Origin of the sequence: Massilia sp. LMS1-1-1.1 (assembly GCF_040815535.1) — a bacterium.
GTDB lineage: Bacteria > Pseudomonadota > Gammaproteobacteria > Burkholderiales > Burkholderiaceae_D > Janthinobacterium > Janthinobacterium aestuarii.
In genome coordinates this window covers 411144-436814 of the sequence record NZ_JBFPNG010000001.1, presented here as the reverse complement: position 1 = coordinate 436814, position 25671 = coordinate 411144, and the positions used below count along the sequence as shown (strand labels likewise).

Below are 25671 nucleotides of genomic sequence, written 5' to 3'. Positions count from 1 at the left end.
CGCTGAATGCCATGGCAGGGCTCGGTGCGCTGTTCCTGGCCCAGGCCGTGGCGGCGCAGGCGATACCAACGATCACTGACGCGGACATCGAACACGCCAAAAAGCTGCAGCCGGTCATCACCGAACAGGATATTTCCCGCGCGGTACGGGCCAATTCCATGCCGCAAGACCTGCCGCCAGGGCCAACTCCCACTACGCGACGGATGCGGATCGACGCCTTGCCCCAGCCTCGCCCAACGCCACCCGTCGATCTGGGCGCCATTGCCAAAGGCTACGAAGCGGCATCCAATCCAATCGCGCTCTCTGCGTTGAATGGCGACCGGCTGCTGGTCTTTGTGACCTTCGCTATGCCGGAAGCTGCGCTGAAAAAACTAGCCATGCAAGCCGCGCAGCTGCAGGCGACCCTGTTACTACGGGGTTTGGACGACGGATCACTGGTCAAAACTGTGGCGCATGCCCAAAAGATCATGGGTGAGCGCAAGGTGGCATGGCAAATCGATCCGCAGGCCTTTGACCGCTTTGCCGTACGCCAGGCACCGACCTTCGTTTTACTAAGTGTCGGCGCGCCCGCCCAGACCTGCTGGGCAGGGAGTTGTTTCGCACCGGATGCCTATGTCCGGGTCGCCGGCGACGTCTCGCTGGAATACGCGCTCAAAACCATCCAGCACCGCGCACCGCGCTTTGCCGACAGCGCCGGGCACTTCCTGGACAAGATGGGGAAATAGCCATGCGCCGCCTGATCGCCTTGATGACCGCCTGCTGCTTGAGCAGCATGCAGCCTGCCATTGTCCTGGCGCAAGTCAACGGGGATCTGGCCGGCGCCACGGCTGCCAACCAGGCCGCCCGGGCCAGCGTCACCACCCAGAGCGCCACTGCCCACGTGCCCGGCTATACGCTGACGCCTCCCGAAACCGTCTACCACGGCAAGGGTAACCTCAAAAGCGATGCCAATGCACATCTGGCGGCCTGCGCCGTGACACCCGGCGACCCGGCCTGCGCGGCGCAAGTGGGTGCCCTGAACTTGGCCAACACGCCGCGCCCGCCCGTGCTGGCCACCGATCCGACCATCTCCGCCGCGCAAGCCATCGCCCGCGATCCCCTGAGTGCCGAGACGACGCTGGCCGCGTACACCACCGGCTGCCCTGCTGGCGCCACTTGTGCGCCAAAAACGTCCTGTCTCGGTACGCAATGCTTCAGTACCAGCTATACGAACGACGTCGATTTTGCGCAGGTCATGACCTACATGGAGGCCGTGCGCGAGGCCGGCGTCTATCTCGATCCGAAGACCATGACTTTGTTCAATGGTGAGGGTAATACCTGCCGCAACCGGCTCCTCAAAAACTGCTGCTATACAGATGGCGCCGGGGCCCACTTTACTAACCAGTCCCTATTTGGCATCGGCTCGCGCCTGGTATTCGACATCCTGATGAACAGCGGCAACCGCGAGTTCATCACGCAAGGCGCCAAGGCGCTGCTGACCAGTGGCGGTTTCAGCGGCAGTTATACGACGTTTGGTGTGACGGTGGCCGTCAATGGCACGGCGCTGCCGGCGGGATCGGTCACGCTGGCCACCACCGAACACCTGGCGATCGCGTTCAATCCCTGGAGCCTGGCGATGACGGCGGTGATGTACATCGCGGTCTCGATGATGTCCTGCAACGCTGGCGAGGGCAAGCTGGCGATGAAGGAGGGCGCTCAGTTGTGCCACACCATCGGCACCTGGTGCAGCTCCTGCATTCGGGTATTGGGCAAATGCGTATCGTGCATCGAGCACACGACCTCTAAATGCTGTTTTAACTCGCGCCTGGCCAGGATGATCAACGAACAGGGGAGGGCGCAGCTCGGCATGGGCTGGGGAGCACCAAAAAATCCTGCCTGTTCCGGCTTTAGCGTGGCGCAGTTACAAAGCATCGACTTCGCAAAACTGGATCTGACCGAGTTCTATGCCTCGATCGTGCCAACGCTGCCCAACGGGGCGGCGCTCAAGGACGCTGCCGCCCAGCGTGCGCCAAGCTGTTATCTGGGGAGAGGGAAATGCTGAATCGAACCACGACGCGCACGGTTTTGCTTGCCCTTTGCTCCGCCATGCTCTGCGCCGCAACCAGTGCGGCCCCGGATGCCGCACCCCGCGTGGCGGTGCACGATCCGAAAGTACTGATGCTGGCGGCCATCGATGCACCCGACGGCCGTGCAGCCGGCATGCTGACGGGAGAACCGGCGGACGCGATCACTCGGCGCTTTTCTGCCACCTCCGCACTCTTCATGGATGTCACGACACTGGCCCGCTACGCCCAGGACGGCTGCCGCCGGCTCAACGTCCGCTTTTGGCAGGAAGGCGTCAAGCTCGCGGCAGGGCAGGCACCACACAAGCAAACGATCGATATCGGCATCAATTACTGCCGCAATGGCCAGCCGCCCGCTAATCTGCGTCTGGAGAAAGCGCCATGAGAAAGTTTCCCTACTGTCTGGCAGTGCTGCTCGTATGCGGAGCCGTACACGCTCAGGTTCCCGCCAGTGTCCCTGCACAAGGCCACGCTGCTGGCGCGCAGGCCGCTGTGCGGCGCGGCTGGCATTTTTATGACGACCCGGCAATGCACGAACCGCAGAAGGAAGTGCTACCGCCTGCGCCAGTCGCGCTACCAAAACCCACCGGGCCGCAGCCACCGCCTGAAGTGAAGGCGCTGCGCGATTTACAGATCCAGCTGGAACAGCTCAAGGCCGTCGCCGTCATGCATCCCACTGTCGCCAATGTGCGCCGCTACATGGAGCTCGAATCGAAGGTCCTCAGGAATGCCTCGCTGTTCGCCGACCTGTCGCAGAAAGTGGCGTGGGCCAATCCGGACCTGGACCCCACCACGCAGGGCCGCCCCGTCAATGCCCAGGCGCTGGAGGTATTTGAACAGGTGCAGATGCAGGAGAGATCTTCCGCCCTCGCCAACATCGGGAGCGACCACATCCTGATGTTCTTCTTTCGTGGTGATTGTCCGTACTGCCATGCCTATGGGCCGGTATTGCGGGCGTTTTCCACGAAATACCGTATCCAGGTGCTGCCCGTCAGCCTGGATGGCGGCGCGGTGCCGGGCTTTACCAATGCCCGCACCGACAACGGTACCGCCGCCACGCTCAACGTCAAGCAAGTTCCGGCGCTGTTCCTGGCACAGCCGATCACCGGCAAGATCATGCCGGTCGGTTTTGGTGTGCTGTCGGAAGGCCAGTTGGTGGAACGGATCGACGCCTTGCGGCCGCGCGCCGCAGAAGCCGTCGAAGCGCCGCTGACAAGCAATTACTCATCTCGTTAAGGAGCTCATCATGCCTATGCGCAAACTCATCATCGCACTTTCCCTGTGCACCAGCACCCTGTACACCCATCCCGCCTTCGCCGGAGACCTGAATGCCGAAGTCAACAAGATGTTCAACGACCTCGGCGCCATCGGCAACTACTCGGCGCCTGGCGCCTTCCGTGGCCAGGTCTACAACACCTATAGCGGCGGCAGCCTGATGCTGCGCGCGCCGAACAAGACATACCAACTCATGGCCATCAATTACCCGACGGCCAAAGCCGGCTGCGGTGGCATCGATCTTTTCGGCGGCTCGTTCTCCTACATTTCGGCGGCCGAATTCAAGAACATGCTCAAGAACGTCACCTCCGCGTTGCCAGGCGTAGCGTTTCAACTCGCGCTCGAATCGGTGTCCCCGCTACTCGGTGGTATCACCAAGTGGACCAAAAACCTCGAATCCATGATGACGAATGCGCAAATCAATTCCTGCAACACCGCCAAATCCCTGGTGTCGTCGGCCGCCGAGGCCACCGGATTTAGTTCCAGCAAGGCCTGCGAGGACATTGCCGTCTCGCTAGGCCTCGAATCGGACTATGCCGCCGCAGCCGTCCGCTGCAAATCCGACAAAGGTTCCATTCTGGAGACGGCGCGCAAATCTTCCGATCCCCTGGTCAAAAACAAGGCCCCGTTCGTCGGCAACCTCACCTGGGAATCGCTCAAGCTCGCCGGCAACTACCTGGACGACAAGGAGCGAGAAATGATCATGAGCATGGTCGGGACCATTATTTTCTATTCGGAGGGGCGAGACCCGAATCCGATCGCACCGACCTTCACGTCGATCTCCCAGCTGCTCTATGGCCAGTCGGATGCCGGGAGTGGCAACGTCCACCAAACGGTCCTGCGCTGCAACAACTACACGAACTGCGACCAGGTCACCCTCGATCCCGCCTACGTCCACACGCCATTTACCGCCAAGGTTGAAAAACTGATGCGTTCTATCGCCTACAAAATCGAGACGCGCACACCGATTCCCAACATGTCGCCGGAGGTCGGTTTTGTGAACCAGACCAGCGAGCCTGTCTACCGCATGCTGTCGATCGGCGCATCGTTTCCTTCTGCCTCAGCCAATGAGCAGCTGATTGCCACCTATCGGGATGTGATTGCCGCGGATTACGCCTACATGTTTCTGGAGAAGAACCTGCGGTTGGGGATGCAAGCCCTGGAGAAAGACTTCACTTTAGACATAAAACAGCAGGGGAGAGCCCAAGAAATCCGGCTACGCGCCAAGGACATGCTGGCCCAGCTGTCCCGCGAAAAGGCCCTCGTCTACCAGAAAGTAGGCTCCATCACGGTGGTGTCCAACCACCTGGAACAACTGGAACGGCAAATGCGCGCCAATATGCCGCAGCAGGTACTCGATCTGCTGGGACGCCAGGCCGCCTATCTGCGGTGATAAAAAGGTGGGGAAGTAAAAGGAGGAGGTAAATAGTCATGTGGGAAATTTTCGCATACCAGAACTCGGACAGTTTGTACGGGTTGATGAATGCCGTGGCCGCCATGGTCGGCGCCAACACTTACCGAAATGCCCTCGGCATCGTTGCCGTGTGCGGCTTCGTGGCCGCCCTAATTGGTTATGCCTTCGCTCCGGAAAAGATGGTGGGCTGGAAGTGGCTCGCTTCGATCGTCCTGGTCTTGTCGGTGCTCCTGGTGCCGAAGGTCACCGTCGGCATTGTCGACAAGACGGGCGGTTCGGCCGAAGTCTTCGTTGACAACGTCCCGTTCGGCCTGGCGGTGCTTGCCTCGCTGACCAGTACGATCGGCAATAGTCTGACGGAACTCGAAGAAACAGCCATGCAGGTGATTCCGGGGCCGGCCGGCATGCCGGATAAGCTGAGCTATCAGAACAACGGCCTCATGTTTGGCAGCCGGATGGTGCGTGAGGCTTCCAAAGTGGTATTCCAAAGCCCGTATTTCCGCACTGACCTCATCAACTTCCTGCACAATTGCACCATGTACGATCTGGCCTCTGGCTACCTGTCGCCGGACGTATTTGCGACCTCGGGCGACGTGTGGAGTCTCATGGGCGACCCCAATCCCGCCCGGTTTAGCAGCGTTACGAATGCGGCCGGTACCTCCGAAGTGCTCACCTGTCCTCAGGCATATACAAAGCTATCGGCGAAAATGCCGGCCGAAGTTCAGCGCATCCAGGGCACACTGGCATTCCGCATGAATCCGACGCTTCCTGGTACGGTAGCCTCGGCTCTGATCGCCGACCAGATACAGCAAGCCTATCTCAAAGCAAAAATAGCAGACGCCTCGGCCACCGCAGCCAATATTATTCGGCAAAATGCGCTCATCAATGCTGTGAACGATACCAGTCTGATGGCGGGGCAAAAAATCAACGATCCGGCGACGATGTTGCTTGCTGTTGGACGCGCGCAGGCGGTGGCCCAAACGAATGCTGCGTGGATTAACAACGGTAAGGTGGCCGAGCAAGCGCTGCCGGTAATCCGTAACGTCGTCGAAGCAGTCGTCTATGCAGTGTTCCCGCTCATGATTATTTTGTTGCTACTGACCAATGGCAAGGAGACTGTGGCCGGCGTTAAAAACTACGCGATGATCTTAGTCTGGATTCAGCTATGGCCACCGCTCTATGCCATTCTGAACTACATGGCGACCATGTATGCAATGCGTGACTTGGCCGCCGCGGCCAGCGTAGGCAACGGGGTCAATGCCCTGTCGCTGACTACCTCCTCGACCATTTTTTCCAGCGCCATTTCAGGCGAAGCCGTCGTCGGCTATATGACCATCAGCATTCCATTCATTGCCTGGGCCGCCGTCAAGCGCATGGAGAACTTTGGCACCGCGCTCGTCGACGGCATGCGCCTGTTGCAAGGTAGCGTGACCAGTGCCACCAATTCGGCGGTATCAGGCAACGTATCGATGGGAAATGTCGCCATGGATCAGATGACCTTGGCGCCTGTCCGCTCGTCACCGTTCTTCAGAAATCGGCAAAACGATCTTTCAGGAAATAGCTACACATCCAACGCGTTGTCTGGTCTGACTGCGGTTAAGGCGTTGGCCAATGAAGGGCCAGTATCCAGAACAGTGGAGGGGAAGGTCACGGAAAATCATGTCGCAGCTGCCACGCAACAAGTATCGGCAGCGGAGTCAAATGCTGTTGCTGCAACAAGGGATAAAGCCGCCGCCTTGTCGAATGCCCTGCTGCATGTCGATGGAACTAGCGCTACAACGAATCGGTCTAAAGGTGTCACAAGAAACAGTATTGAAGGATTTGGCGCGCGTGCGCAAGAGCTTAAGCAACTTACCGACACCATTGGGAGAGCCCTGGGGGCCAGCGAGCAACAGGTCGCAAGCGTAGCATTTGGGGTAGCTGCCGAGCTCAACATTGGCACGCCGCAAGCGGGCAAAATTCCTGGAGCTAAATTTGCAATACCAGGCCGTGGTGGAAAACAGTACTCCGCCTCAATAGACCAAAAAGAATCGGAGATACGGCAACACTTAAGTAGTGAGGATGTTTCCAAATTTAAAGATTGGGGCGAGATGCTAGTCAAGAATACTAGTTTATTGAACTCTGTTATTGCTGATCAAAGGACCGCCACCGAAAATGCTGCCCGGATCACCGAGACGGTAGCGACCTCAGAGCGGGCAGATGCAACGTTGCGCGAACAAGTAGACTACGCTACTAGTATATCGGCAGCGTATTCGCGCGGGGATTCCTTTAATTTTGATCTTGCAAAGGATCCGCACAATATTCAACTGTTTGAATCACTTTTATCAAACAATCACAACAGCGCAGCTGCCAAAACTATTATTGACTCCCATCTCGGAAGCATTGCAAAAACTCCCATATTGCCAACCACGAACAGCAATTTTCCAGAATCATTTGAATCAGTAAGGGTGACATATCGTGACATGAAGGACAATCCATCGCTTTATTCCGGCATTGATAGGAAGCATCAGGCTAACAAGTCACGTATACATTCGAAAACTCCAAATAGTTCTAAAAACAGCGTTGAAAACGACGAGGGAGTATCTTTGCCGTTAAAAGGGGAAGATTGGATGACAGCAGAGCAAGCTAGAATTAAGAAATCGTCTACGAAAGTTCAGTCAGAAATAGAAAAAATAGATGAAAAAGCCAGAGATGATAAAAATAAGGGGCGACAAAAATTTAGAAACGATAGTGGAATTGTCGAGACTCCGTCTGGCAACATTTCGTCGAAAAAATCGTTGTTCGGCAAGGCGAATAAACTAGTTACCGAAGATCCAGATATTGTTGCGGAAGAAATAAAAGAAATTGGAAACTCAGGTATGAAAAAATTGAAAGAATTTTTTAATAAACGATAATTCTATTGTGGTTCGCGCATGAGCCATTGGGGGTCTAAATCTGGATCGCCACTTTCGTCTAATCGATAGGCCGGATTGCCAAAGTATTTAGTTCCGCCACATTCATATTCATCCTTATCAATCACTAATTGCGATGAATAAAGGTGAGCCTCTTCGAGATTTTTTTCATGAAAAAATACAACCAAAAAAATTATCCAATATAAAGATAGAAGTGTAACAAACCCCATAACTGCAACCACAACAACTAACAGAAAAGGTTCACCAACGCTCAACAAAATGCCGATTATCGCACCGGAAAGTCCACAAAGAAACATCTGCCTTATCATTCTCATAATAATTTCAAAAAATATACGCCTATATAATATTAGCAAGAACAAAAAAAATTTCAAGGAGGTGTTAAGTGGGATAGATAAGTTTAATCTTATATGAGAGATTTCCATTATGAAATTATTGTATATAGCCTTTACGCTAATTTTGACATTTACGCTTTCATCGGTGCAAGCGGTTGCACTCGCAAAAAAGCCCACAGACGATTCAGTCTGCGATTTGTCTACGATGACGACGTACAGATTGTCCCAACGAACTTTCGTCGAAGCGCGAACGCGAGACGAGAACGTTATTTACGCTCGGCTAGCTCTTCGGTTTATAACGCAAGAGTGTAAGAATGGCCAGCTCTTGCTGCTTCATTCTGAGGACGGCATCGCTTTCGACGATCAATATTTTCGGGTAGTTACTGCTCAGTTATGTAGTGTTTCCAAGGTCACACGAGAAACAGCGAGCACGCAAGAATATCCTCAGGCCTTTGTTATGCGCTGCCCAATCTCAAAGCTTAAAGAAGCAACCGCGGCATTAGCCGAAATAGAAAAAGCAAAATCGACGGAAACCATGATCGTGGAAGGCGCGCCGATGCGAAGTACACAGCCAAACCGGAGAGAAGAAGAAAAAAAAGCGTGTGGTGACAATATGACCTGGGAAACTGTCGTACTGGGTTGGGGGGGCAGTTGTCGCTAACTTATTGCGCCTAGCCCCCAAGGAAACGCCATGGAAAATAAAGACGATAAGAGTCAAGCTGAACTGCAGGCCGCCAATCTCGCACTACTTATGTTGGCCGAGATACGCGAACAACGTGCGGGATTCAGGGAAGAACGCCTGGCGCTTGAACGGGATCGAAAATTTGCTCGCCGCCTCACCTTGACGCTGAAGTCGTTGCTCGTTCTCATGCCACTCTTGTTCGGTCTGTACTTTTTCATGCAAATGTTGCAGTTTAAAATAGGTCCCTTCAGCCCGGTCATAGGCATTGTGCACATCGAAGGTGAGATCGCTGCAACCTCACTCGCGTCCGCAGACAAGATTGTGCCGGCCCTGAAGCGGGCGTTTGAGTCTAGCAACGTTACGCAGATAGTTCTGGCGATAGACAGTCCCGGCGGCGCGCCGGTCGAGGCCGAGCGTATTGGAAGCGCGATTCACTCTTTCAGGAAAAAGCACCCGAAACCGGTAGTGGCGGCGATCAGCAACGTCGGCGCATCGGCTGCCTACATGATTGCGTTGCACGCCGACAAGATCATCGCGGGAAAATACAGTCTGGTGGGATCGATCGGCGCCATCATCGCGCCATGGCAGCTATCGCGTGCGCTGGACCGCCTGGAAATCTCGCAGCAGGTATATGCATCCGGTCACCTGAAGGCATTCTTGAATCCGTTTACGCCGCCTAGCCCAGACGCGCAAGCCAAGGCGCAGGATTTGGTGGACAGGGTCGGGCGAACTTTTTTGCGCGAACTAGAGGAACGGCGCGGCCGCGTCCTGAGGCACGACGTCAACTACGCCAGCGGGGAAATCTGGAGCGGGTTAGAGGCAAAGGAAATCGGCCTGATCGATGCCATCGGCACGGTGGATGACTTCGTGGATGCGCAAAAGGATGTGACTGCATTCAACTTTGGACCGCACCCCGGCGGATTTGGCCAAATGGGTGCCCTGATCTCAACCTCGATCACTTCTGCGTTCGACGACATCATCGCGAGGCAGGAGTTTAAGCTTAGATAGGGGAGGGAGAGCGAGGGTGCAATTCGGTACGGTATGCGATCCATGTCAAGCAAAAATACGGCGCAAATTGGGTTAGCTTTCTTGTGGCCGATACTGCCTTCGCACGAGTAAGCTTGAAGAATCATGGAAAGATTTCAAGCCTACAGGTTCGAGTTGAGACCAACCGGGGACCAGGAGCGTGCCATGCGCCGCTTCGCCGGTTCTTGCCGGTTCGTCTACAACAAAGCCTTGGCTCTGCAAAAAGAAAATCACGCAGCCGGCAACAAATTCATTAGCTATGTGGCCATGGCGAAATATCTGACAGCATGGCGCAACGGTTGCGAAACCCCTTGGCTTGCTGCCGCACCTTATTCAGCACATCAATATGCGTTGAAGGACTTAGAGAAAGCTTTCGCGAATTTCTTTGCTGGCCGTGCAAAATTTCCAAAATTCAAGCGCAAGGGCGACAGAAACTCCTTCCGCGTGGCAGCAAAAGGGGCAATTAGAATCGAACAAACCAATAGCCGCCTGCGTTTTCCCAAATTAGGATGGCTACGGTACCGCAAGAGCCGGGACATTATAGGTGAGCCAGTGAATGCAACCATAAGCCAGGCTGCTGGTAAGTGGTTCATTTCAATACAGACCCGGCGCAAGGTAGATCCGGTGGTTCCTATCGCTACAAGTGCCGTTGGAATAGATGTCGGTATCGCTCGTTTTGCCACCCTGAGCGATGGCTGCTTCATCGCGCCGCTCAACAGTTTCAAGAAACACCAGCAGTGTCTGGCGCGCTACCAGCGCCGCATGAACCGAAAGGTAAAATTTAGTAGCAACTGGAAAAAGGCAATCGCCAAAGTTCGACGGATTCACACCCGCATCGCCAATGCCCGTAAAGACTTCCTGCACAAAATTACCACGACAGTCAGCCGAAATCACGTGCTCGTCTGCATTGAGGATTTGCAGGTAGGGAATATGTCCAGGTCCGCCAAAGGCACTGTCGAACAGCCGGGCAAGAAGGTCAGCCAAAAGTCGGGGCTGAACCGCGCCATTCTCGATCAGGGATGGGGCGAGTTTAGACGGCAGCTCAATTACAAGATGGAATGGAGTGGGGGCATGCTGCTTGCCGTGCCTCCGCACCACACTAGCCAGACGTGCCCGACTTGTAGGCACATATCAAAAGACAATCGGCAGACCCAGGCGAAATTCCTATGCGTCGAGTGCGGCTACAAAAATCACGCAGACGTGGTGGGCGCGATTAACATTGTTGAGCGGGGACACCGCTTGCTAGCCTGTGGAGAGATGGCGCAGTCAGGCCGCTCGAAGAAGCAGGAACCCACCGAAGCGCGTCGCAACTCATCGCGCCGCGCCGTAGAAATCTCTGTCCTTTAGGCAGGGTGGATGTCAATCAAAGAGTGGGCAAATGCTGGCGAGAAATACTAACTTGTTGAAGTCGGTTGCCGACGTGCCTGCCGGCCCAGGCATCACCCGCATGGCCGCCACTTCCAATTTCATCGGGCTATTGCCGACAGTGCTGGTCAGAGAGGCGAGCACCGCCAGGCCGAACGGGACTTTTTCGACGATGACTTCGCGCCGCGCGGTATCTGACGGTAGTCGGTACCACACCAGCCAGACATGTACGGACTACGGATCGGAATGGAGGTAAGGGCGCGTACACCACCGCTTCAACAACAAGCTGCTCCCAATCCTACAAAAAGCCGCCTTTCAAGCGACTGGCGAGTGTCTAGTGAATTCGTGGCGATTCAGTGATAGTCTAGGGGGCAGCCCGTTTTACAAAAAGAGGAACATCATGAGCCGAGCAGATCGTCGTCGCTTCGAAAAGGAATTTAAGAAGCTGCCAAAACCAGATAATTGCATGATTTGCGGGAATGCTCTTATTCACAACACCCGTACTTTTGGCGGACTGACTGCTGATGGCAGTGTTGTCCTTGCCGGCGAGTGTTGCGAGCGCCGTGTTGTCACTCCGATGGTCAGCGGACTGTATTTGACAAGAGGCATTGACGGCCTGATGCCACGCACAAATCAGGGGAACGGAAAAAGCAATAGTCCGGAGGACGTACATCGAGCTCTTGGCGCGATCCAGTCGCATTTTGATGACCTCGACAGCCGCACCCGGGCTATGATGCGGCAAGGTGGCATTCCGAGGCAGGCTCACAACATTTTCGTGGCTGACCAACCATGGAAGGAAGACGATGCGGCGTGGTTCAGAAATAATCCGGATCGTTCCCATCGGCTGCGGCCTATGCTGGCGGGCGAAGCGGCAACCTTGCCGTCCGAAGTTACCATGACAGAGATTCCCGCAAATCATCGCCTGGAAATTCTCGTAAGACAAGTCGAACCAGGGGCGCGAATCAGAGCCGTTTTCTGCCGCAATACGGACTTCGCGTTACCGGACCGTGAGGACATCATGCACGCGCTATTCGATACCGTTGCGATGTCCGGCAATCGGGGCATTATCGACGCTCAAAAAATAAACGCCTTGGCACAACAGTATGCCAACAGCAGCAGCGATGTCACACCGAAACCCACGCTGAACTGATCATGCTTTTGCGGAAGGCGAAATTTTGATGACGGCTGGCCCGCCCAGGATCTCGCATTCTGTCACCAAGTTCAGCGTGTCAAATTTTCACTTACCTGTCCTGCTTTTCACTTTCTTTGTCATTCGACACGGTGACACGATCACGCCGGTGCCGCCAACCTGGTATCACCAATCGGTTATGGTGACGGCGGCCGAGCACCTTGTCGACACCAGCATCATCAAGAAATACAGGGATGCGCCATGGTGACTTGGTGACTGGCCAGCTCCTGCAGGAGCGCCGCAGCGTCACCAATTTTGAAATGGATGCAACGCCAGTTGAGCATACTAATGTGATTAGGCTAGGTATGGTAGTTGGTGCTGCAGCCCATCATTATGCGTCGTCTGCGGATTCGCTTGGCGGCGTGAAGTGTACAAGGCCCTGGCCTACTCGTCCGCCAACCAGCGGTACGCGCCGGCCGTAAGCGCAACTCCACCGCAGGCGCGCAAAGTCCCCGATATGGCCGGGCGCACGAAGCAGATGACGGGCTAGTTTATCGTAGCCAACTGTGCCGAGGTAGCGCGCAAAAGCAGGTGCTCTCCTTGTGCCTTGGTCGGATAAACCATCCTTCTCCGTCCGTTATGGCTAGGGAAGGCCTTTTTTTGCGAGCGTGCGGCATGAGTCTTTGCAGGGCAGGGCAGGGAATAGGCAGGTCAGCCCCTATCTTATCGTTGGATCGGGCAGCTATGAAATCGCGCACCAGAACCCTGGCAGGGCAGCTAGGCTCCTGCTGGCAGCGAAGACTGAATCAGCGCCTACAGGTCGTCAGGAAGAAGTGCTTTGGCCATGTGATCGGCTCCCGAAAACGAGGTCCGGTGGTTTTGACCACTACAGATAATTACGGAATTCGGTAAGTTGCATGCCGGTTAATTATGTTTTCCCTGGCCAAGGAAGTGCGTCGAATCTTGACTTTAAATTATCGGCATATGGTGAGTCTACCATGTTTGCGTAGTTAATCAGGCCCAAAATATGGCGATACATGCCACCTATGGAGTCGAATTTACGATGATTCGCATGCTGTTCGATACTTTTTCCGAGAGAAAATAGATGCTGCTTCATTATTGCTCTAAATTCTTTTGTTAGACGAGGTCGCTTTCTGTCGACCAAAAGCCCCAGCACTAACTTTCTCGAGCCAGGAGGGATCACAGCAGTTTTCTTTCTATTTAAGAACAAACCATTTTTTTTCAATATTTTTGCGGTTTCTGAAATAAAGACATACGCCCTTTCTCGCGTAAAATTCGAGTCCGAAGTTGAGAAGGTCATGTCATCGCTGTATCGCGTGAATTTTAGACCATGAACCTTTGCAAGCCTTGAAATCTGCTCATCAATTTTGAGCATCACTAGATTTGATAACATTGGGCTAGTAGGTGCCCCTTGCGGTAGCCGGCTTAAGATAGGGCTACCATAAGTTGGAATTTTATATACTGATGGATCTGAAATCCAAGAGTCTAATTTGTATTTTTGTGAATGGACGACTCTATCAGTACAAATTCGAGCCATTTCAAAAGCGACCAGATGGTTATATCCTAATCGCCTGAATACACGCCACGCCTGTATTTCTGTCACGCTACCGAAAAAATCAGCGATATCAATCTTTATAAGCCATTTGGCTTCACAATGTTGCTTAGCGCATTTTACAATTGAACTTTGTGGAGAAAACGCATGGCTCGCCGAATGCACCAATTGTGGTGCGAGAACCTCTCTAGCAATCCAGGATTGAACGTTACTTAAATCCGGAGAAGGAATGGAAATTTGGCGGCGCCCCCCAGAGCGCTTCCGAATCCAAAAATACCTATATGGATTGCTAGCCGTACGAGCGACGATTGTCCGAAGGGAGAAGTGAGGAGTATTGCTTAACTTCGCAAGGTGCCCAAGTGTGAGTATGGCGGGGCGAGCTGGTTTTTTTAGCTGTATTTGCTCGATTTGAGCGGCAGCGGCTTCCAATACCGCTTCAGACCGAAGCAATTCTGTGCCTAATTTAATATAGCGTTGAGAAGACCACATATTAGTTACTTTGAGAGCTGTTCGAACGGCAGTAAGGTGCGGCTCAACACCGAGTCGATCTTCCGATGGATGGTGAGTCGTACCTTTCTTCCGTCATTGCCTGGGCTTTTTCAATGGGAAGCGGAACCCGCCACCATACACGACGCCTAATGTCTTAAGCGCATGGTAAACACTAACCTTGATTAGTGGCTCCTCAACGCATATGGATAGTAATCTTCTTTTTTTATTTTGGAAAGTTCTTTTTCATCATCAATGGTCGCCCGCTGCGATGCAAGGAGCTCCGCGCTGCCTAATTTTGTCAAGCGCCAGTGTTGCGTCAACAGGCCTGCAGCCACACATTTTTCCATTACATTAGTAGCTTCGATATGGTTCATTCTGCTAACGCCCTCTAACGCGTCAACTCGACGAACACCCTTACTACACAGGGATAGCGCTGCGAGCCACTCTCCGGGTAAGGGCCGATTTATAACAGTATTTGCAGATCTCGCCATCCGATTTTCGCCTGCTTGGATGAGCGTTGTTGTCGGGTCATTTTTTAATATTTCAGGTGGAAATATTCGACGTACGTCAAGGGATACAGCCTTACCTTCGAAAAGTGGAATCCATGGAGAGTTGTCTTTTGATGACCAAAAAATACCAGGGACATTATTGGGACAACTATGTTCAAAAATCATTAGGGCACCAACTTGGTCATAACCCAGAGGATATGCGAGACTATTTTTTCTTGCATATGTTTTGCATAATATTTTGATGCTTTTCTTTTCTCCAGAATCCCAAAGTTTGCTGTCAATCGTTGGGCAACTACGAACTATTATTACTGTGGGAGCAGTTTTTGAAGTTCGAACTTTTTTTATTCCTTGAGCAGTGCCGGAATAGCAAATAATCGATGTTTTAAATTTCTTTCTGGAAAACCAAGATTTTATTGTCAAATTTTCATAAAAGGAATTTATAAAGGTAGCTACTCTTCGACCTGAACCGATAAAGTCGTCTAAGAAAATTACAACGACACATTTATTTTGTCGCATTTCGAGAATTGAAGGGCTATTTAGGAATTTTCCCCCACTCCCTTCACCCCTAACGAAATTTCTAAGAATGGCAGCTACGCGACCTTCGCTACCGATGTCATGCCCACGTGGAGTTGAGTCAATGGCAGTGCCATCTGGTTGAAAGACATGTTCCCCACAATCATCCACACCAGTTTTTCCAGGTTTCCTTAGCTCTCTAACGCTAAATAGAGCGATGTTTCCCTGGATTTTTTGTGAGAAATTAAGCAAGGCGGCAATAAGCTCGCGCTCGAACTCTATCTCAGATATCAGTGTAAGAGAGCCGGCCAAAATTCGTGCAGTTGGCCTATCCTTCTCGACGAAGTTCTGCAGCCACAGTTCACCTCGTTCCGTAAGTACGAGTTTGCTACTATCTTTGTCATCGCTCATGGTCTGTTCAGGTAGAAAACGAGATAAAATTCTTTCACTTTATTTATCTTATCATTTTAGATTTTTGTTGTAGTCTTTTTTTTGCGGCGGCTTGACTTGGCCATTAGCCCCTCGTCTTCCAGCAAAGGGTAGTGGAATGTATTGAAGCGCTTTGATAATCCCCCCATTTTTAGAGGGCTTTAAAAGTAGAGAATAAGCGGCCTTGGCAAGCTTCTGTTTTGACGTGATACCGTCTAGTGCCATGTCGCGCGGGCCGTGATCGCAACTCCACCGCCATCGCGCAAAGTCCCCGATCTGGCAGAGCGCACGAAGCAGTTGACGGGCTAGTTTATCGTAGCCAACTGCGCCGCTGAAGCGCGCAAAAGCAGGCGCTCTGCTTTTGCCTCGGTCAGCGATGCCATCCTTCGCTGACCTTTATGGCGAAAGATGTCCAGCTTTTTGCGCGAGGGAGCGGTTGTGGCTCCCTTCGATCGAAATGTTTCAAGCTGATGAGATCCTGGCGAGTTTCAAGCTTGACAGCGCAAAAATTCAACCAGGAATCTTTCAGATGACTTCTCTTTTTTAGCGCATCAAGGTCGATGACCCAAAACGTCCATGCAGTGATGCCGCGGCATGTATCGCTATGCGGAAGCTCATACTCGCCTAACATGGTAGCTTCCTAGCGTTTGTGAGGATCATGCTTTGGGCGCTCTTTGGCTCAATGAAATAAAACCGTTTCGACAAAGAAAGCGTAGCGTGGTCGCGGTTTCGACTCCTATTTTTTCGGCGACAATGCTCGCAAGCGTTGACACGTACAATGTCGAATGCTTCTCGCGCATCAAGTGATACATGATACTGGTGTCGCCAACAGTCCGGCCGTCAATCCGGGCTCGACTTGCAACCAGCTCCAGCTCGTGGTCCCGCTGCGACCCATTGATCGCCCAGATCCAATATTCGCTGTCCGGCGAGCGAAAGAACCTCTCGTCAATTGTTTCGGGGGAGCAATTTGCCAGTTGCACGACGCCATCCTTGGACGCTCGTACCAAATGTCGATTGTCGAGACCAGGAACCAAGTCAGGGAAAATCAAAGCAAACAGCCTGTCGTAGCGCGTATCTCGCCGGTACAAGTCTTCGTGACGCTTAATACTGGCTCGGACTTCATTTCTCCACTCTATCAGCCTGGTGTTCTGCGGCAACGTGAGTCCAAGTTGGCCCTCTCTAGCTTTTATAGCCAAATGATAAAGTGCATGCCAAGACTTGGCCTCGGGAGTGCTATCGGTCAACATGCTGTTAATGACCTGCCAAACCTTTTCGTAGCGGTAAGCCACAGGGTGGCACAGCATGATCGACATCAAACGGTGGAACATCGTACGCTGCCTGTCAAACAACCGGTGGTCGAGTGCCTCGGGATATCCGTGGACGTGCAGGCCGTCAGCCGAAGCCAATACCGAATCCAGCGCTGCGGCTCTTTCCCGCTCTGAATCCCAGAGTTCGTGCTCGTCGATTTCGTGGTCGAGTCGCGCTAGCTCACGAACAGCCTCAAGATATTTGTTGGCCCAAAGCTCTTCAGGAGTATTGAGCATTTGCTGCCTGGTCATCACTGTAGCAGTCGGGTGCAGGGGGCCAAAGTCGACGGTCTCTTCGTCTCGTGCATTTAGCACATTTGTTGTGAGTGGATGATGGAGCCAAACCTTGCCGGCCACGTTGTCCAGCACAAGTTCGCGTAACGCGCCCCTGGACAGCCTCCCGGACATCCGCGAGAAATCGATCTCCAGCGTTGCAAGGTTGACTGCCCGAATGCGCGCCAGACGCTCCGCCTTGATTGTGTTGGTAACGGTGACTTCGATCAATAGTTCTCTGCCATTTTTCAGCTGGGCGATCACATCAGGAATGATGCGGCCAAGCCTTTTCTCTAGCTTGGCGCCGGTTAGCTCGGTGCGCGTAGCTCGCTCCCGAGCGGTCACGATCGCGCCAGTCGAGGACACCGTCCATGTAGGGACTAGGATCGACTTCGCACTTTCAAGGATCGCCTTGACCTCACGATGCAGGAGCGATTCTCGGCGCAGATTAGCCGGCAAATCTCCTGCTTCCTCGCCCCAATCCAGGGCATCCTCAGCGGCAAGCCTCGCTGCGTCAAGGGCCATCGTATCGCCAGCGATATCTGGCCAGTGACCACACCAAGCGCCCGCTGAAATTGCGGGCACCAGCCGCTCTCGCAATTGCTCCGGAGACATTTCTGCAAGGGCAGGATCATCAATGTAGATCTCGATTCGGGGGATAAGCGTATCGCCGGCGACACCAACGTTAGCACTAGCGCTTCCCGTTACCAACACCTGCAGACGGCGCCCATTTTCAAGCACTACCTCGGCCGTCGCCATATCAATAAAATGCAACGTGCCAACTCGCGCTTGCTGCGATGCGATCTCGACCCAACCCTCATAGATGGCACCAGAAAGACCCTGAAAAGTCGCGGAGCGACGATGCCGCGGCAGAATGATCAAGTCACCTTCCTGCAAGCTCGCTAGGAGTGCTGCACGCGCCGACAACACGCGGCAACTGTGCGTCTCTGCTCCCATTTCATGGCGAAAGTGAGGGCGTTTCTCCCATTGTAGCTTTGCTGCATTGACTGCAATAAGGGGCTGACTACAACTGATGCAAGTACAGCCGCAGGCACGACCCCGCTCGCGTTCACTTAACTCCATAATGTAGCGCAGCCGGCCCGATGCATTATCCCGGGCCCAGGCAAGTATCTGGTCCTGTAGACGAACACGAACCTGTTCCTGCAGGTGGATAGTGACGTTGGTGGAAGTAGGATCAGTCATAATTGATTGCCGACATCAAGTCTCGCACGGGCAGCGATAGTCCACTGGCTGAAGGAGGCTAGACGGCTTGACGGTTTCGGAAACGGAAAGACTACAAGTAAGCTCTATGCCCTCTCCCATCGAAAGCCGCGGGTTAGGTTGCGACCGGCCCACACTAGATTGGAAGCTAACCGGCTCACACCAAAACTTCGTTTGCACACTAGGCTGACCATTAAAAAACCCCCGCGCTTGCTCGCAATTTTCACAGTTGTAAGGTGCACCTTCAGCAGTGTCGAAGGTCGCAGCGAACAACATTGTACTTGTGTCGAATACACTGCTTCGATATAACGTATAGGTATCGCTGCCCTTTGCGGCATAGGCGGCGATGGCAAATACAACGGCTGTTGAAAGTATGAATAACCTAGCACTGTGATGCATGGTGTACTCCGATAAGGCGAAACTATCACTCGAAGATATGTACTTTTAGGAAATTCGACAACTATATGCCACGATGATGCCTTGATTACATTTAGTTGATAAGGCCGCCATTTCTCAAATAAGGTCGTAGCCCCGCACACATAAGTTCCAAATACAACTGCATGAACATACAGCCTGTTCCGAAAAATTCCAGAAAGCGGAGCCAGTCAATGAGAGCATGTCCTACTGAAAAAAACGACTTCATGTCGGAAAATTATCTTAGTTCCGCCCTCTAAGTTTCCACTCCAACTCCCGCCTCGCAGTCGCAATAACGTCTCCATAAGTCATTGCACTCACATCTTCCTCCAGCCGTTCAGTCGGAAAATCATCCGACCTCGCCCCACCAATCAGGACGACCCGGATGCGTTTGCTAACATACTGTTTGAGCTCGTGCCGGTAGTTTGTCGCTTGCGTATAGTCCTCACGTTTCAACGCATGACTAGGTCTCTTGAATTCGATAAGAAGACACTCACCGTTTAAGTCCTCATTCAACAAAAGATCGGGACGTTTGGTTGCGCGCTTGCCCAAATACTTCTTTCCAAAATCATCCTCAATGGTTCGTTGCAAGGTCTTGTTCGATGAGAAAAGAGAGAATGCTGTACCTAGTACCCACAGACTGTGCTCAAGCGCCTTGTGCATCTGAGCTTCCAAGGTGCTTGTGTTTCTCGTCAGCTCTTCTAACTTATCTAAAAACTGCTGGCGAGCTTGAGCCTGGGCCACTAGATGTGCCAAATCGGCTAGCCCAAATTGATCAAGTCCGTATGCGATAGCTGCAACATCATGCTTTGGCGCTGACGCTAAATGACTTACGACCGCGCCATATTCTGAATGTTCGATTGCCTCCAGCAGCACGTGCACATAGGCCTCAATTTTATCTGCAGGCTCTCCGAAGAACTTTTTCAAGATGCTTTTTATTGCTTTGTCTGCTTGCTCTCGTCGATGCTCAGGAAGCCTCGCCAAACGCTCGTTGATTTCTTTTTTCAGGCGCGCTTGAGCGAGTTGAATTTCCTTTCCGAATTTATCTTTAAAGGCTTCGTAAAGTAGAGGTTGGATGTAGGCTGTAACTGTCTCAAGCAGGACACTGTTTTCCACAAGCGCATCCCACCCTATTGTCACGTGCTCCCGGAGACCATTGGCGTTCAGCTCACCAAAGAGACGACGCAACAACTTTTGGGGAACGTCATCTCTATTTTCAAGACCAAAGTACGAGGGCTTTCCTATGGCTTTGCCATCAACCCGGATCACTATGCCAGGTTGCCGAGAGACTGATTTCTCATCGGCGATAGCAAAACTAACCTGGACCTCACCGACTCCATCCAAATTGGCGGAGTCGGTTATAAAAGAGCCAACCACATCGTCAATTCCCAGCCTCTTGCCATTCACCACAATGACAAAGTCTTGCTCTCGACCATAGTCTTGTAGCAGGATCTGGCGAAGCTTCACTGGGTCTGGAAAGGCTAGGCCAGAATGAAGCTCTTTTAGCATGATCGTTGTGCCATGCTCATCGTGATGACAAGTCTTGACGTCAAGCGCAATGGGCAGCTCTTCGATATCCACTACCGTTCTGAGCGCCTCAAGATGTATATAAAAGCTCGTGGCGCTGCCGTTGGTCGACGTTCGCAACATCATATCGGACGCCGCCATCAAGCCAGCAAACTTCCCCACACCCTTCCGCCCCTTGACTTGCCGCCCCCTCGCCGTGCGTTCCCCACGGAGAATTCTTCGATCAGAGGCAATTTTCAGATAATGTGATTGGACTTCCTCGGGACTCATGCCGGTGCCATCGTCAATGATTACGATTGGATCTTTCGACATTGGTTCGGGTAGCAATACCTCTATGTGTGTAGCATCAGCATCCCATGCGTTGTCCACGAGTTCCTTCAATGCTTTTTCTGTGGACGAGTACTCTTGACTAAGAAGGCTAGCCAATCGGGAGTCCACTTGAAACCGAGTAATTCTGCCCATGCTTTTATAACCAATCACTATTTTCGCGATATGAACTGCTGATTTTTACCCAAGCAAATGATAGCCCAACCAAAAGGAATTCTGTAATTTGAATTGGTTTTAATATCTCAAAAAAGGTAAAAAGAGACAATTTCCGCTATTCTTAGGGGGGATGTTTTAAGTAAAGGTTAGTTTTCCCGTCCCGTTTGATCATAAACGTGCTTCACGAATAGGTTCGGCTTCTTTTGCCGCCATTCTTTGAGCGCCTGGATGGGTGTTTTTGCACCGATGACCTGTTGTGAAATGTGGTGGTTGTAAAGCTTTAAATAGTTGAGCAAGGTCGTCTCCAGATCGGCCCGGCTGTCGAATCGGGTCTGCTGCAGTAGCTCTCTGATACGGCCTTCTAGTCGTTCTACCATGCCGTTCGTGTGCGGGCGCCAGGGCGGTGCCAGGCGGTGCTTGATGCCCAGGCCAGCGTAGCCTTTAGCGAAGGCGTGCTGGCCACTGGACATCCTGTCTTTTATGGCGAAGCAGTCGGCGAATTGCGAGCCGTTGTCGGTCAGCAGTTTGACGATCTTGACCGGCGAGGCCAGCTTGAGCCGGCGCGGAGGTCGATGCAACTTTTGTCTGTTAGCTCAACGCGTGGTGGAGTACAGCCAAGCACCTAAAATGATCCATTGGTTTTCAACTTTCAATTACCATGGGTCAGCAGAGCCTAAGCTGCTGGTCGGGATTCAGCTCACCTTCAAGGGCGGTTAGAATTTTCTTGATTGTGATCACACCGAACAGGTTCTCAATCAAAAGAAGAAGTAGAATGTTGAATACAAAACACAGTCCACCTAAGGAATAGTAATGTTTAACTTACTCGTCAAAGGCATGCCCTGGGTCAATGGTACTGCTACCTTTGGAGCCGACCGGGTTATAGGTTATACCGATGAATCTCTCAGGCAGAAGTTCACTAAGAATAATATTCTTGACTTTGAAGCTCTTATGAAGTTGCCTTCGTTATTTGTTGAGGAAACGAATTTTCAAGAGCAGCAGCAACTGGCAAGGGTAGGGCGAGTTACCCATGTTCGGCAAACGCGAGCAGAGGTAATCCTTCAATATTCCTTCGATACAGATTGTGCACCGATACCACAAGAAGAATTGATTAGGCTAAAAGATTTTCTTCACCTTGAATTCCCAAGGCGTGGTTACGATGAGTTAAGCACAACTCATTGGGCTGTGAAGGATGTGGATCTCTTCCGCGTCCTTTACAACTCTATGACGATGAACACGCGAACTCCGAAAGTTTTTAATGTTCCGTCCCATCAATTCATTAATAAGACTTTGGTGTCTGTCATGATGCCATTTGCTGGCTTCTCGCCTGTCTACGAGGCGATTCAATCGGCTGTGAAATTCACCGATATGGAATGTGTGCGCGCTGATGAGTTATGGGAAAACTCCACAATTATTCAAGATATTGTTTCTATAATTGACCGTGCAGCTATAGTTGTTTGCGACTGTACGAATAAAAATGCTAACGTATTTTATGAGGTTGGGATCGCTCATGCGTTAGGAAAAGAAGTGATACTGATCACCCAAAGTAAGAACGATATTCCTTTTGACCTCCAACAACATAGGTATATCCATTACCTCGGCAACGCTGAAGGATTGGCGGGCCTGACGAGGGATTTGATCGGTCGCATCAATACTCTGAAGAACCAATAACGGTCACGAAAAACATGCACGCGTAGATGTCCAGTCCCGTTTGATCATAAACGCACGTTACGAGTAGGTCTGGCTTCTTTTTCTGCCACTCCTTGAGCGCCTGGGTGGGCGTTTTTGCACCGATAGCCCGTTGTGGAATGTATGCTTGTAGAGTTTTAAATAGTTGAGCAAGGTCGATTCCAGACCAGCCCGGCTGCTGAATCGGGTCTGCTGCAGTAGCTCGCTGTTACGGCCGTTGAATCGTTCGACCATGCCATTCGTTTGCGGATGCCAGGGTGGTGCCAGGCCGTGTTCGATGCCTTTGTTGGCGCAGACTGCAGGCGTGTTGGTCACTGGGCTTCCTGTCTTTTGTTGTCAAGCGGCCGGTGATTTGCGAACCGTTGTCGGTCAGTAGTTTGATGATCCTGATCGTCGAGTCCCGCTAGAGCCGGCGCAGAGGTCGACGCTGTTTTTCTCGGTCATGTCACCGTAGTTGTGCATAAATACTCACGCGTGACGAAGCAATGGGTAGGGGATCGACAGGTCAAATCCGATCTCGTCGGTGGATCAGGCTGCTGCGAGATCGCGCACCAGCCGGTCCCAGTCGCCACCACGGACCTTGGTGCGGACCTTAACTTCCATTTTGGCGGGTGCTCGGACGGTGCCGTCCTCTTGGACGTAGATATTCCCCTCTGCCATTAAATCAGTTGCTTTCGCCATACCACGCTTGATGCCTCGAATGTACCATTCGATAGCCTGCTCCTTCATGGCATCTGGAATCGCCTCAATTGCCGCCTCCAAATCAAAACTTGGATACCTGGAGTGAGAAGGTTCAAGGTCAAAAACCTCGGCAATGCTATTGACTGCTTTGCGGTATGTCGCTGATGACGCTCCGACTGGTGTTTTGCTCATATTTTTCCTATTTGTTGATTGCGTCACATTCGGCCATCGCTTTCCAACCAAATTTGCCCCGATCACCGCACTCGTATTCGGTCTTGCCGGTCCAGCGATCACTACGAATTCCACCGTGTGCTGAGAATTCGTACCGAAACGTCGTTGCGATAACAACTGCCGCAATCACGATGGCGCCGGCCAGATACCTCATGTCTCTATCCATGGATATTCCTCTCAGTTCTTGTGATGCTCGATGCAAGCTGCTTTGTTTGCGAATACTTTCTCGGCGCCTGACAGATTCAAGGCAATCCGAAGCCGTCGCGCGAGAATCACAAAAGCGTTCTTATCACCGTGGATGAGCACGTGACCGGAGTCCTTGCGGAATAGACAGTCTTGGCATGGAGCTTTCATGTTCGGTAGCCTCATCAGGTCGTTTTCCTCGACGATTTTTGCCGAGCGGGCCTAGAGCTCTGCTATCGCGGTGCCTTGCTTGAAGACGCTAGGCTTTTCCCGTGCCGTAGCTGCCAGGCAGCCGGCGCCAGGTACCTCTATGGAACGGTTTTAACCATGCGCCCCAGTCGACCACGGAGGAGCCGCTGTCGCCGGCGTCGTCGAGGAGCTTGAGATGCTCCTTCCAATAATCGCGCCAGAGTCCGATCTGCTCGTTGCACACAACCTGAACACGCATCAAATACCGGTGCAATTCCTCTGACGGTTCGGAAGGTGCAATCGGAAAAGCTAGGCTCGGGTCGTGTGCGAAATCCTTTTCCAGCGTGCTGAAGTCTAAACCATGCAGTATGCGGCGTGAACTAGCGTCGAACTGGTGGGCCACCGACGCGGCCTCCCGCAAGCATAGATAGATTGCCTGCGCATCGCGCCAGCAGAGCGCGAGGGTACTGCGCGCCTGCTCGGCGCCTGTGATCAAACCTGGGATTTCGCGCTCGCAGTGTATGCGCTGAAGACGTTCGAGGTGGGAAGCCACGGTGCGGCTGGCTTTCTTCGTCAATCCCCTCCACTGTCGTGAGACATCGTCATCGATGAGCTTCCAGGCGAGGTGCACTTGGCGCAGATCGGCAATCGTCTCTGTCGGCCCATACCAGAGGGCTCCGTCCCAGAGGGTATAAAATACCCGAGCTGTGCGCGCTTCCTCAGCGAGCCACCGGAGTTCATAGACCCCAGGAAGCTGGGGAGGCTCAGCGCACGTTTTCCACGAAGTACAGAGGCGCCCGCCCAGCTGCTTGATAATCACGTCGACCTCGCCGACCTGCTCACCGATCAGCCGCACCGGCGGCAACGGAGCGGGCACGGAGACGGTCAGGTCACATTCTTCGATCGTCACAACAACATCGGACGCTTCGACTTCAACATTGGCGTCGAACCAAGTGCCCGTGAAGACTGCGCCGTGCGGTTGCCAGGATAACGTGCCCCGCACCAGCGGTTCGGATGGCCCGTCATCGTAATCGGACAAATAGTTGCACGTGACATCCTGCAGTCCGCTTTTCAAAGCGATCGCCAGTTCACCGACGCCATAGTCTTCACAGGTATGAATGACGCGTATACAATCGGCGTTGCGATAGCAGTGTGTGACCACGCCACTATATACCATGCCGCTTCTGCGTTCGGACCATTCGATGACCCCTCTCATGTCGGCCTCCCTCGCGGCATTGCTAGCTGCGCAAGGCAGGTCAAGTAGCGTTTTCCCGCCGCTGGCGCGTGCTGGGTGTGCCCTGGCGGGAGCGGCCGAGCCGGAAATGGCAAGTCAACGATGGTCATGATTTTCCTTGATGCTAATTCCCGTTGTGTGCATATTCTACCTGCGCCTGGAGATCATCCAGATAGCTATCTACGGCCGAATCGCGCACGGCAAGTGATATTTTCTGTCCTACGATTGCCAGCAAAACGATATTTACAGTTGCACTATCGATTGCTTCGAGTAGCGTTGACAACAAGCGTCCAGCATAACGGGCGTCTAGTTGACCTGTGCGAACGACATAACGAACAAGCATCAGGGATATGAATCCCGTTGCCGATAATTGCATCGGGTCATCAATCGCAGCAAGTTGCTCAAAACTCATCTGACGCACGTCTTCGAACGAACACTGTTTCATAGACCTTCTCTATTTCATGTTGACTAGGCAAAGTGCCCGGCCCTCTCACCTCAAAAGCCTGTTCGTGGCCGGCGTTCGTACTGCTG

Annotated in this window: 21 protein-coding genes and 2 pseudogenes; 11 read left to right on the top strand and 12 right to left on the bottom strand. The window is 52.8% G+C overall.

Annotated features, from left to right (window positions below):
- Positions 1 to 11: 11 nt before the first annotated feature.
- Genes trbC through MRBLMS1_RS02025 form a run of 6 tightly spaced genes read left to right on the top strand, consistent with a single transcriptional unit; the run spans position 12 to position 7646 of the window.
- A complete protein-coding gene (trbC, locus tag MRBLMS1_RS02050; RefSeq protein ID WP_485877482.1) occupies positions 12 to 725 on the top strand; it encodes a type-F conjugative transfer system pilin assembly protein TrbC in 714 nt (237 codons plus the stop codon).
- A gap of 2 nt (positions 726 to 727) precedes the next feature.
- Complete coding sequence (traN, locus tag MRBLMS1_RS02045) at positions 728 to 2041, top strand: conjugal transfer protein TraN (RefSeq protein WP_485877480.1); 1314 nt, start codon at positions 728 to 730, stop codon at positions 2039 to 2041.
- Positions 2035 to 2448, top strand: a complete 414-nt coding sequence (locus MRBLMS1_RS02040) for a hypothetical protein (protein ID WP_485877478.1) — start codon at positions 2035 to 2037, stop codon at positions 2446 to 2448. Before traN ends, MRBLMS1_RS02040 begins: the two co-directional genes overlap by 7 nt.
- Positions 2445 to 3299, top strand: coding sequence for a conjugal transfer protein TraF (gene traF, locus MRBLMS1_RS02035; RefSeq protein WP_485877476.1), 855 nt, complete (start codon positions 2445 to 2447; stop codon positions 3297 to 3299). Before MRBLMS1_RS02040 ends, traF begins: the two co-directional genes overlap by 4 nt.
- A gap of 10 nt (positions 3300 to 3309) precedes the next feature.
- Positions 3310 to 4731, top strand: a complete 1422-nt coding sequence (locus tag MRBLMS1_RS02030; protein ID WP_485877475.1) for a conjugal transfer protein TraH — start codon at positions 3310 to 3312, stop codon at positions 4729 to 4731.
- Positions 4732 to 4769: 38 nt separating this feature from the next.
- A complete protein-coding gene (locus MRBLMS1_RS02025) occupies positions 4770 to 7646 on the top strand; it encodes a conjugal transfer protein TraG N-terminal domain-containing protein (RefSeq protein ID WP_485877473.1) in 2877 nt (958 codons plus the stop codon).
- A 2-nt stretch (positions 7647 to 7648) separates the two neighbouring features.
- Here the strand turns inward: MRBLMS1_RS02025 and MRBLMS1_RS02020 are convergent, their stop codons facing one another.
- Positions 7649 to 7978, bottom strand: coding sequence for a hypothetical protein (locus tag MRBLMS1_RS02020; protein WP_485877471.1), 330 nt, complete (start codon positions 7976 to 7978; stop codon positions 7649 to 7651).
- 109 nt (positions 7979 to 8087) lie between these two features.
- Here MRBLMS1_RS02020 and MRBLMS1_RS02015 point away from each other — a divergent pair, with 109 nt between their 5' ends.
- From MRBLMS1_RS02015 to MRBLMS1_RS02000, 4 genes are all read left to right on the top strand, one after another.
- Positions 8088 to 8657 (top strand): hypothetical protein, encoded by a 570-nt coding sequence (locus MRBLMS1_RS02015; RefSeq protein WP_485877470.1) that lies wholly within the window; start codon positions 8088 to 8090, stop codon positions 8655 to 8657.
- Between the two features lie 30 nt (positions 8658 to 8687).
- A complete protein-coding gene (locus MRBLMS1_RS02010) occupies positions 8688 to 9686 on the top strand; it encodes a S49 family peptidase (protein ID WP_485877468.1) in 999 nt (332 codons plus the stop codon).
- Between the two features lie 123 nt (positions 9687 to 9809).
- On the top strand, positions 9810 to 11051 hold the full coding sequence (locus tag MRBLMS1_RS02005) for an RNA-guided endonuclease InsQ/TnpB family protein (protein ID WP_485877466.1): 1242 nt from the start codon (positions 9810 to 9812) through the stop codon (positions 11049 to 11051).
- Between the two features lie 418 nt (positions 11052 to 11469).
- Positions 11470 to 12219, top strand: coding sequence for a hypothetical protein (locus MRBLMS1_RS02000; RefSeq protein WP_485877464.1), 750 nt, complete (start codon positions 11470 to 11472; stop codon positions 12217 to 12219).
- Positions 12220 to 13126: 907 nt separating this feature from the next.
- Here MRBLMS1_RS02000 and MRBLMS1_RS01995 read toward each other — a convergent pair.
- From MRBLMS1_RS01995 to MRBLMS1_RS01970, 6 genes and pseudogenes are all read right to left on the bottom strand, one after another.
- Positions 13127 to 14260, bottom strand: coding sequence for a reverse transcriptase family protein (locus MRBLMS1_RS01995; RefSeq protein ID WP_485877463.1), 1134 nt, complete (start codon positions 14258 to 14260; stop codon positions 13127 to 13129).
- A gap of 182 nt (positions 14261 to 14442) precedes the next feature.
- On the bottom strand, positions 14443 to 15693 hold the full coding sequence (locus tag MRBLMS1_RS01990; protein WP_485877462.1) for a phosphoribosyltransferase-like protein: 1251 nt from the start codon (positions 15691 to 15693) through the stop codon (positions 14443 to 14445).
- A gap of 388 nt (positions 15694 to 16081) precedes the next feature.
- Positions 16082 to 16342: a hypothetical protein gene (locus MRBLMS1_RS01985; RefSeq protein WP_485877461.1), complete on the bottom strand. Its 261-nt coding sequence runs from the start codon at positions 16340 to 16342 to the stop codon at positions 16082 to 16084.
- Positions 16343 to 16367: 25 nt separating this feature from the next.
- A complete protein-coding gene (locus MRBLMS1_RS01980; protein ID WP_485877459.1) occupies positions 16368 to 18494 on the bottom strand; it encodes a hypothetical protein in 2127 nt (708 codons plus the stop codon).
- A 675-nt stretch (positions 18495 to 19169) separates the two neighbouring features.
- Positions 19170 to 20915 carry an ATP-binding protein gene (locus tag MRBLMS1_RS01975; RefSeq protein ID WP_485877457.1) on the bottom strand — a complete coding sequence of 582 codons (1746 nt, stop codon included), beginning with the start codon at positions 20913 to 20915 and terminating at the stop codon, positions 19170 to 19172.
- 167 nt (positions 20916 to 21082) lie between these two features.
- Positions 21083 to 21531, bottom strand: a pseudogene (locus tag MRBLMS1_RS01970) (integrase core domain-containing protein); the annotation flags it as partial.
- 215 nt (positions 21532 to 21746) lie between these two features.
- Between MRBLMS1_RS01970 and MRBLMS1_RS01965 the strand changes: the two are divergent.
- Positions 21747 to 22604 (top strand): hypothetical protein, encoded by an 858-nt coding sequence (locus MRBLMS1_RS01965; RefSeq protein ID WP_485877456.1) that lies wholly within the window; start codon positions 21747 to 21749, stop codon positions 22602 to 22604.
- Here MRBLMS1_RS01965 and MRBLMS1_RS01960 read toward each other — a convergent pair.
- The 5 genes and pseudogenes from MRBLMS1_RS01960 to MRBLMS1_RS01940 form a co-directional block, all read right to left on the bottom strand.
- Positions 22582 to 23090 (bottom strand): annotated as a pseudogene (locus MRBLMS1_RS01960) (integrase core domain-containing protein); the annotation flags it as partial. The gene MRBLMS1_RS01965 and the pseudogene MRBLMS1_RS01960 sit on opposite strands and share 23 nt — an antisense overlap.
- A gap of 60 nt (positions 23091 to 23150) precedes the next feature.
- Positions 23151 to 23495: a hypothetical protein gene (locus tag MRBLMS1_RS01955; RefSeq protein WP_485877454.1), complete on the bottom strand. Its 345-nt coding sequence runs from the start codon at positions 23493 to 23495 to the stop codon at positions 23151 to 23153.
- A 7-nt stretch (positions 23496 to 23502) separates the two neighbouring features.
- The gene (locus MRBLMS1_RS01950; RefSeq protein ID WP_485877452.1) at positions 23503 to 23700 is read right to left on the bottom strand and encodes a hypothetical protein; all 198 of its coding nucleotides are present in this window, start codon (positions 23698 to 23700) and stop codon (positions 23503 to 23505) included.
- 276 nt (positions 23701 to 23976) lie between these two features.
- On the bottom strand, positions 23977 to 25122 hold the full coding sequence (locus MRBLMS1_RS01945) for a hypothetical protein (RefSeq protein ID WP_485877451.1): 1146 nt from the start codon (positions 25120 to 25122) through the stop codon (positions 23977 to 23979).
- Positions 25123 to 25264: 142 nt separating this feature from the next.
- Positions 25265 to 25585, bottom strand: coding sequence for a hypothetical protein (locus MRBLMS1_RS01940; RefSeq protein ID WP_485877449.1), 321 nt, complete (start codon positions 25583 to 25585; stop codon positions 25265 to 25267).
- Positions 25586 to 25671: the final 86 nt, after the last annotated feature.

Coding starts and splice junctions, on each gene's coding strand:
- MRBLMS1_RS01980 (WP_485877459.1), bottom strand. CDS start 18,494: ATGACTGATCCTACTTCCACCAACGTCACTATCCACCTGCAGGAACAG.
- MRBLMS1_RS01955 (WP_485877454.1), bottom strand. CDS start 23,495: ATGAGCAAAACACCAGTCGGAGCGTCATCAGCGACATACCGCAAAGCA.
- MRBLMS1_RS01940 (WP_485877449.1), bottom strand. CDS start 25,585: ATGAAACAGTGTTCGTTCGAAGACGTGCGTCAGATGAGTTTTGAGCAA.
- MRBLMS1_RS01945 (WP_485877451.1), bottom strand. CDS start 25,122: ATGAGAGGGGTCATCGAATGGTCCGAACGCAGAAGCGGCATGGTATAT.
- MRBLMS1_RS01985 (WP_485877461.1), bottom strand. CDS start 16,342: ATGTTAGGCGAGTATGAGCTTCCGCATAGCGATACATGCCGCGGCATC.
- MRBLMS1_RS01995 (WP_485877463.1), bottom strand. CDS start 14,260: ATGTGGTCTTCTCAACGCTATATTAAATTAGGCACAGAATTGCTTCGG.
- MRBLMS1_RS01965 (WP_485877456.1), top strand. CDS start 21,747: ATGTTTAACTTACTCGTCAAAGGCATGCCCTGGGTCAATGGTACTGCT.
- MRBLMS1_RS01950 (WP_485877452.1), bottom strand. CDS start 23,700: ATGGATAGAGACATGAGGTATCTGGCCGGCGCCATCGTGATTGCGGCA.
- MRBLMS1_RS02015 (WP_485877470.1), top strand. CDS start 8,088: ATGAAATTATTGTATATAGCCTTTACGCTAATTTTGACATTTACGCTT.
- MRBLMS1_RS01975 (WP_485877457.1), bottom strand. CDS start 20,915: ATGGGCAGAATTACTCGGTTTCAAGTGGACTCCCGATTGGCTAGCCTT.
- MRBLMS1_RS02010 (WP_485877468.1), top strand. CDS start 8,688: ATGGAAAATAAAGACGATAAGAGTCAAGCTGAACTGCAGGCCGCCAAT.
- MRBLMS1_RS02000 (WP_485877464.1), top strand. CDS start 11,470: ATGAGCCGAGCAGATCGTCGTCGCTTCGAAAAGGAATTTAAGAAGCTG.
- MRBLMS1_RS02030 (WP_485877475.1), top strand. CDS start 3,310: ATGCCTATGCGCAAACTCATCATCGCACTTTCCCTGTGCACCAGCACC.
- MRBLMS1_RS02025 (WP_485877473.1), top strand. CDS start 4,770: ATGTGGGAAATTTTCGCATACCAGAACTCGGACAGTTTGTACGGGTTG.
- MRBLMS1_RS01990 (WP_485877462.1), bottom strand. CDS start 15,693: ATGAGCGATGACAAAGATAGTAGCAAACTCGTACTTACGGAACGAGGT.
- trbC (WP_485877482.1), top strand. CDS start 12: ATGGCAGGGCTCGGTGCGCTGTTCCTGGCCCAGGCCGTGGCGGCGCAG.
- MRBLMS1_RS02040 (WP_485877478.1), top strand. CDS start 2,035: ATGCTGAATCGAACCACGACGCGCACGGTTTTGCTTGCCCTTTGCTCC.
- traF (WP_485877476.1), top strand. CDS start 2,445: ATGAGAAAGTTTCCCTACTGTCTGGCAGTGCTGCTCGTATGCGGAGCC.
- traN (WP_485877480.1), top strand. CDS start 728: ATGCGCCGCCTGATCGCCTTGATGACCGCCTGCTGCTTGAGCAGCATG.
- MRBLMS1_RS02020 (WP_485877471.1), bottom strand. CDS start 7,978: ATGAGAATGATAAGGCAGATGTTTCTTTGTGGACTTTCCGGTGCGATA.
- MRBLMS1_RS02005 (WP_485877466.1), top strand. CDS start 9,810: ATGGAAAGATTTCAAGCCTACAGGTTCGAGTTGAGACCAACCGGGGAC.